The 5,760-nt window shown below is 72.3% G+C and carries 5 protein-coding genes; 2 read left to right on the plus strand and 3 right to left on the minus strand.

What is annotated here, in order from left to right; translation table 11 throughout:
- The 3 genes from BFF77_RS28635 to BFF77_RS28645 all read right to left on the minus strand — a co-directional run.
- On the minus strand, positions 1-698 hold a 698-nt coding region (locus tag BFF77_RS28635), incomplete at its 3' end, for an SDR family NAD(P)-dependent oxidoreductase (RefSeq protein ID WP_066955537.1).
- A gap of 115 nt (positions 699-813) precedes the next feature.
- Positions 814-2,352, minus strand: coding sequence for a class I adenylate-forming enzyme family protein (locus tag BFF77_RS28640; protein WP_066955541.1), 1,539 nt, complete (start codon positions 2,350-2,352; stop codon positions 814-816).
- A complete protein-coding gene (locus BFF77_RS28645) occupies positions 2,331-3,008 on the minus strand; it encodes a hypothetical protein (protein WP_141698550.1) in 678 nt (225 codons plus the stop codon). Before BFF77_RS28645 ends, BFF77_RS28640 begins: the two co-directional genes overlap by 22 nt.
- A 587-nt stretch (positions 3,009-3,595) precedes the next feature.
- Here BFF77_RS28645 and BFF77_RS28650 point away from each other — a divergent pair.
- Both BFF77_RS28650 and BFF77_RS28655 read left to right on the plus strand, forming a co-directional pair.
- On the plus strand, positions 3,596-3,961 hold the full coding sequence (locus tag BFF77_RS28650) for a hypothetical protein (RefSeq protein ID WP_141698551.1): 366 nt from the start codon (positions 3,596-3,598) through the stop codon (positions 3,959-3,961).
- Positions 3,962-4,914: 953 nt separating this feature from the next.
- A partial coding sequence (locus tag BFF77_RS28655; RefSeq protein ID WP_066955549.1) for a hypothetical protein occupies positions 4,915-5,760 on the plus strand: 846 nt, incomplete at its 3' end.

The following is a 5,760-nucleotide window of genomic DNA, read 5'->3' on the forward strand; positions in this document are numbered from 1 at the left end:
GCGTCCACGGCGCGGTGGACGGGGGTGCCGTGTCCGTCGGCGAGCTGGTTCCTCACCCAGGTGCTGCGGCGCGCGTGCCAGGGCGTGGCCGGGGGTGCGGTGAGGGCCGTGGTGCTCAGTCCGGTCGGCAGAAGGCCGGGGTGCAGGCTGAACGCCTGGATGTTGTGTTCGCGTGCCTCGTGCGCGATGTTCTCGATGTACTTGATCGCGGCGGCCTTCGACACCGAGTAGGCGGACAGGGTGGGCCACCGGTGGTGTCCGGCGGCGCTGCTGATGCTCACGATCCGGCCGGAGCGCTGTCGGACCATGTGCGGCAGGACGGTGTGGGCGGTGGCCGTGGTGGCGAGGATGTTCGTGCGGACCGCGGACCACCAGTCGTCCAGGGGCAGTTCCCAGGTGGGGCCGACGGGTCCCTCGACACCTGCGTTGGCGATCAGCGCGTCGATGCGTCCGTAGGCGGCGACGAGTTGTTCGGTGGCGGCCGTCGTACCGACGGGGTCTGCCGCGTCGCAGGCCAGGGGCACGACCTCGGCTCCGGTGGAGGCGAGCCGGTGGGCGAGGGCGTGCAGTGTGTCCGGTGTGCGGGCGGTGATGCCCAGGCGGGTGCCCCGGGCGGCGAGTGTCTGGGCCAGGGCGGTTCCCAGGCCGCCAGTTGCTCCGGTCAGCAGGACGACGGGGCTGGAGGGCGTGGGTGTCATGGCGTGCTCCTGGATCTAGGTCCGGGGCGGTCGCGCCGTGCGGTGCGCGGGCTGCCCGGATTCGGGCGCGCGGGCGCCGGGACGGGCGCCGGGACGGGCGTCGCCGGGTGCGGGCTCATCCGGTCTGCTCGGCGGAGTCGGCGAACGTCCGCCGCAGGGCCGGGCGGTCGAGCTTGCCCACCGGGGACAGCGGCAGGTGGTCGACGAAGTCGATGGTGCGCGGGACCTTGTAGCGGGCCAGCAGGGTGCGGCAGTGTTCGATGAGCTCCTCGCTGCTGGGCGCGCGGGGGCTGTCGAGGACGACCAGGGCGTGGGGGACCTCGCCGCGGTCGGGGTCGGGGCGGCCCAGCACGGCTACGTCCCGTACGGCCGAGTGGCTGCGCAGTGCTTCCTCGACCTCACCTGGCTGGATGGTGTAGCCGCCGGTCATGATGGCGTCCTTGCTGCGGCCGACGATCCGTACGCAGCCGTGGGCGTCGCGGGTGGCCAGGTCGCCTGTGTGCAGCCAGCCTTCGCGGTCGGCGGTTGGCTGGAGCCGCCGGGAGCTGTTCCGGTAGCCGATGGCCACCTGCGGGCCCCGTACCCACAGTTCGCCCTCCTGCCCCCGGGGGATCTCCCTTTCCTGGTCCGTCGGGTCCATGACCTTGACCTCAAGTCCGGGCACGGGCGGGCCCACGCTGTCCAGGCATCGCGGAAGGTCCTCGGCCGCGCACAGTCCCGCCCCGGAGAGCTCGGTCATGCCCCAGCTCTGCAGCAGCGCGACGCCGGTGCGCTGCTGCCACTGCGTGCGCAGGGCCTGGGGCGCGGCCTGGCCTCCGCTGATGCACCGGCGCAGTTGCGGCAGGGCGGGCGTGCTGTGCTGCCGGAGCAGGGGTGTCCGCAGCATCCGTGCGTACAGGGTGGGGACGGCTTCGACGACGGTGGCGCCATGGCTCTGGAGGAGCCGGGCCCACTGCTCGGGCCCGCAGGAGGCGGAGACGACCAGGGTGGCGCCGGCCAGCAGGGTGCTGACCGCGGCGAGGTGGCCGTAGGTGTGGGCCATCGGCAGCGGGACGGCCACCACGTCCTCGGGCAGGCGGTGTCGGCGGTGCCAGATGCCGGTGGCCAGGTGCAGCGACTGCTCGCTCTGTACGACGCCTTTGCAGGCCCCGGTGCTGCCGGAGGTGTGCATGATCAGACATGGGTCCTGCGGGGCGCGGTTCCGGGCGGCCGGGAGCCGGGGCCCGGGACCGGCCGGGGCCGGCGGCAGGCCGCTCCGGGCGGCGGGGTCAAGGGCGTGGACACGGGTGCGCAGGCGTAGTTCCTGGCACAGCGCGGTCATCTCGTCGGCGCGCTCCGGTGCGGTCAGCAGATGCCGTGGCCCGGCGCCGGTCAGGACCTTGGCGATCTCGGCCCGGGTGAGCGCCGCGTTCAGCGGCGCGACCACCGCACCGCTCTTCAGCGCACCCAGGTAACCGGCCAGCCAGGCGGCGCTGTTGGGCAGCAGCAGGGCGGTACGTACCTCTTCCAGCGCCTCGTCGCGGTCGCTCAGAACCGTGGCGATCCGGTCGGACCACAGGTCGAGGGAGTTGTACGAGACAGGACCCAAGTCGTCCACCACGGCCGGGCGGTCGGTCCCGCCGGTGAGAGAGGTCAGGAGTTTTTGCCGGAACATGCGATTCCTTCGGGGGCGAGCAGCGGGAGCTCGGCGAATTCGACGGCAGGGGTCTCCGCGCGGCCCGCGGCCGGCAGTGCGGAGATCAAGGAGGGATTGAACAGTTCCTCGATGCACATCACCGGACCGGCGGCCATGTCCAGGAGGTAGGTCTTGGCCGCACAGCGCAGCGGGTCGCGGGCCAGCGGCCAGCGGGCGGTTCCCACGTGCAGGATCCGGCGCTGGGGCAGCAGGCCGGCCTCGGCCAGCGCGAAGCCGATCGGCCGGGTGCGATCGGCGGCGACCGTGTCGATGCGCCGGTCCACGCCCAGGCGCAGGACCGTGGTGTTCTCCGACACCGCTTCACCGTCCGGCAGGGCCAAGGTCGTGCGCCGCACCAGGAATTGGTCCGGCGGGGCGCCGTCCAACAGGGCGCTGACCATGGGGGACACCGAGCCGGAGGGCACGGTGGACAGGCGCGTCACCCGTGCCTCCAGGGGCGCACCGAGGGCTGCCTGTAGCAGCGGCGTGGTGAGTCCGTCACTGATCAGGAGCATTCGTGTGGCGGCGGAATCGAAGACGCTGACCGCCCGGGCCAGACGCGCCCGCTCGCGTGCGGTGGTTCGGGTGCCCGCGGCGGCGACCAGGACAGCAGGGGCGGCAGAGTCCACGAGCATGGCCATAGGCGCCTTCCGGATCGACAAGAGTGGTGTCATACGCGGCAGATGAGCTCCACGCGCGCTGCGAACGCTATAGAACGGCCGAGGCATCCGAGGGCTCCACGCGTCAGCGGGCTTCGGTCGAATGCGCGTGCCGGCACACTGCTGCGAGAGCGCCCACACACCGCTGTGGTCCGTCGGAGCCGCGGTGGGCCCGAGATGCACATTCACCCGAACCAGTGACAGCCCAGGCGCTCGATCCGCGGCACCCCGGTCGGAACTCCGCTGAACCGTCGGCACCGGCCAGGAGCGACTCGCCGGGCCGCCGTCACCTGGCCGACCGGGACCGACGACAGCCCGGATCATGCGGGCGGGCAGTGCGGGCAACGCTCCGCATCGCTGTGCCGCGGGACCTCAGGAGGCCCCAGCGGGCGGCGACTTGGCGCTCTGCGGCCCTTCCCGCGCGCCCGGCTCCCGTACTCACCAGCAGGCTCCGGCTGTGCACTGTTCACCGTGCCCAGGACCCTGACCGACTCCTCGGCCCGTGCTGTTGCCGACCGACGGGTGGGGATGGTTGGCACCAGGTCGGGGCCGCGGTGGGGGAGATGGCGGCCGAGTACGGGCTGTCCGGTGCTTGGCGGTACGCCGTCGGGGAGACGGTCAGCCTCGCCCTGGCCGTGCGGGAGGCCGAGGGGGCGGTGCTGCTGTCCGAGCCGGTGCCGGCGGACCTGCCGGCCGACGCGGACGCGGTCCCTGGTGCTGCTGCGGACCGGGCCGTTGGAGCCGGCGGACAAGCCGATGCGGTGCTGTTCCGTCGAACCGTCATCGAATGGCCCACCACCGCCTGCTTCATGTCCGTGGTCCCCGGCGGTGGACCGTGGATTGCGCCGGTGCCGCGACTGCCAGGCACGGATGCCCGCAGACCGCCTGCGGCGCTGGTGTGGCTGCGGGCCGTGTCGGCACTGGCGTGAGCGGCCTGCCCGGGGCCCCTGACCGTCCTGGTCCGCCGGTCCGGTGGCCACGCGGCCATCGGGGGATGGGGCATCCGCGACCTGACGCCGGCTCGACGAACTGTGGGCGGCTGCGGGGACCGATGACTCCAGGCACGCCGTACAACGGCTCGCGGGATTGCTGGAGGAGCGTGGCGACGTGGAGGGGGGATCGCGGCATACCGGCAGGCCAACCGACCCGTGGCCCACGACCCCAACTCGGCTTTCGAGCTCGCGCGGCTCCTGGCCCGGCACGGCCGGGGAACGAAGCGATCCACGTGATGCGCGTCAGGCCGACGCCCGCGACGGGGACGACTGGATCCTCCATACCCTGTCCGGCCTGTGCCCCGACCAGGACTGCCCCGAGGACGGCCTGGCGTACCTCGACGCCCTCGCCGTCCTCGAAGAACACGCCTCCACGAACAGCCATGACCTGGGCGGCTACTTCATCGACCTCGGCCGCGTCCAGGACGCCCCTGGCCATCCTCCAACGGCGCATTCCCCGGACAGCCGAGCTGTCGAACGGTCCCTGGCACGACGATCCTCCGTTCAGAGGCCCTGCCTGTTCTGAGGCCTCCGGGGGTGACGACTCCGTCACCCCACCCCGGGAACGCCCGGGCGTCCTTCGACTGTGGCGTCCTGGTCCAGTCGTACCCGTCACGTCCGCGCAGCGCGAAGCGCACCACGCGGCTTCCGTACCCGTGGCGCTGCGACGGCCCGGTGACCCAAATTTTCGCGATAACGCCGATGTGGTTTTGTTCATGAGAACGGACAGCGGATGTTCGCCACTTCGGGAGGTGTCAGGGCCTGTCGTGGATTCGAACCGTGACGCTCGGCGGCGCAGGTTGTGCTTCGGCCCGCAGTGGATTCAAAACACGTTGACCGGTCTGCCACGGAGCTGCGAAGTTGCCTCCTGATTCTGCAGCGGAGGGCACTTGTTCGTTTTCGTGTGTGGGGGATGCGGCGCCGAGCTGACCACCCCGCTGTCCCGGGTCGCCCTGCCGGCCCACGCTCATCAGAAGTACGGGAACGGGCTTCAGCTTCCGGTGCTCATGGAGGCGGGCGCGTTCGCCGAGGACCCGGAGCCCTGGGGGCCGCCGTGGCGGAGATGGGAGGAGATCCATCCGGACGAGGCGGTGGCCCGCGGCATCCACGCGCCGGTCCACGCGCTCTCCGACGGCGCCCCCGGCTCGATCGTCATCGCGCCCGGCGACGCCCGTGGCACCGTGCTCATCCCGGAGATGGCCGGCGGCTACTGCTGCGGCCTCGACGGCGCGGACGGCCCCAACATGGCCTGCGCGGCGTGCGACCTGCCCGTGGCGACTCGAATCGACGACTGCTCACTCTGGCAGGCGGTGTGGCTCGCGCCCAGCGCCGTGCGCCGCCTGCCCGTCGGCGGCGCCGAATCCGTACCACTGACCTGGACAGAGCTGTTGGAGGAAGGGAAGTCCACGCCTCCGTTCGAGCCGATCGCCACATGGGGCTCGCGGTTCGGGCCGGACCACTTCTGGTCGTGGAGCCCGCAGTGGGAGGCTGCGGTCGGCCGGGCGCTCGCCCATCTGCTGGCAGCCTCGCAAGGCCGGCCGGTGACCGTCCCGGACGGTCTGAGCAGGGAAGTGTTCCAACGCGCCCTCGACGCCCTGCTGCCTGCCGGTCCGACGGCACGGCGCGCCGTTCTGGCCGGACCGGGACAGCCAACCGCCGGCAGGGACGCGGACATCCTCCTGGTGCCGACCCATCCGCAGACCGGACAGACGTGGACCCCGGCCGACCCGGGCACC

Source organism: Streptomyces lushanensis (assembly GCF_001700515.1).
GTDB classification, from domain to species: domain Bacteria; phylum Actinomycetota; class Actinomycetes; order Streptomycetales; family Streptomycetaceae; genus Streptomyces; species Streptomyces lushanensis.

What these genes read in the sequence shown, in the direction of transcription:
- BFF77_RS28640 (WP_066955541.1), bottom strand. Translation starts at nt 2,352, where the DNA reads ATGTTCCGGCAAAAACTCCTGACCTCTCTCACCGGCGGGACCGACCGC.
- BFF77_RS28650 (WP_141698551.1), top strand. Translation starts at nt 3,596, where the DNA reads ATGGCGGCCGAGTACGGGCTGTCCGGTGCTTGGCGGTACGCCGTCGGG.
- BFF77_RS28645 (WP_141698550.1), bottom strand. Translation starts at nt 3,008, where the DNA reads ATGCTCGTGGACTCTGCCGCCCCTGCTGTCCTGGTCGCCGCCGCGGGC.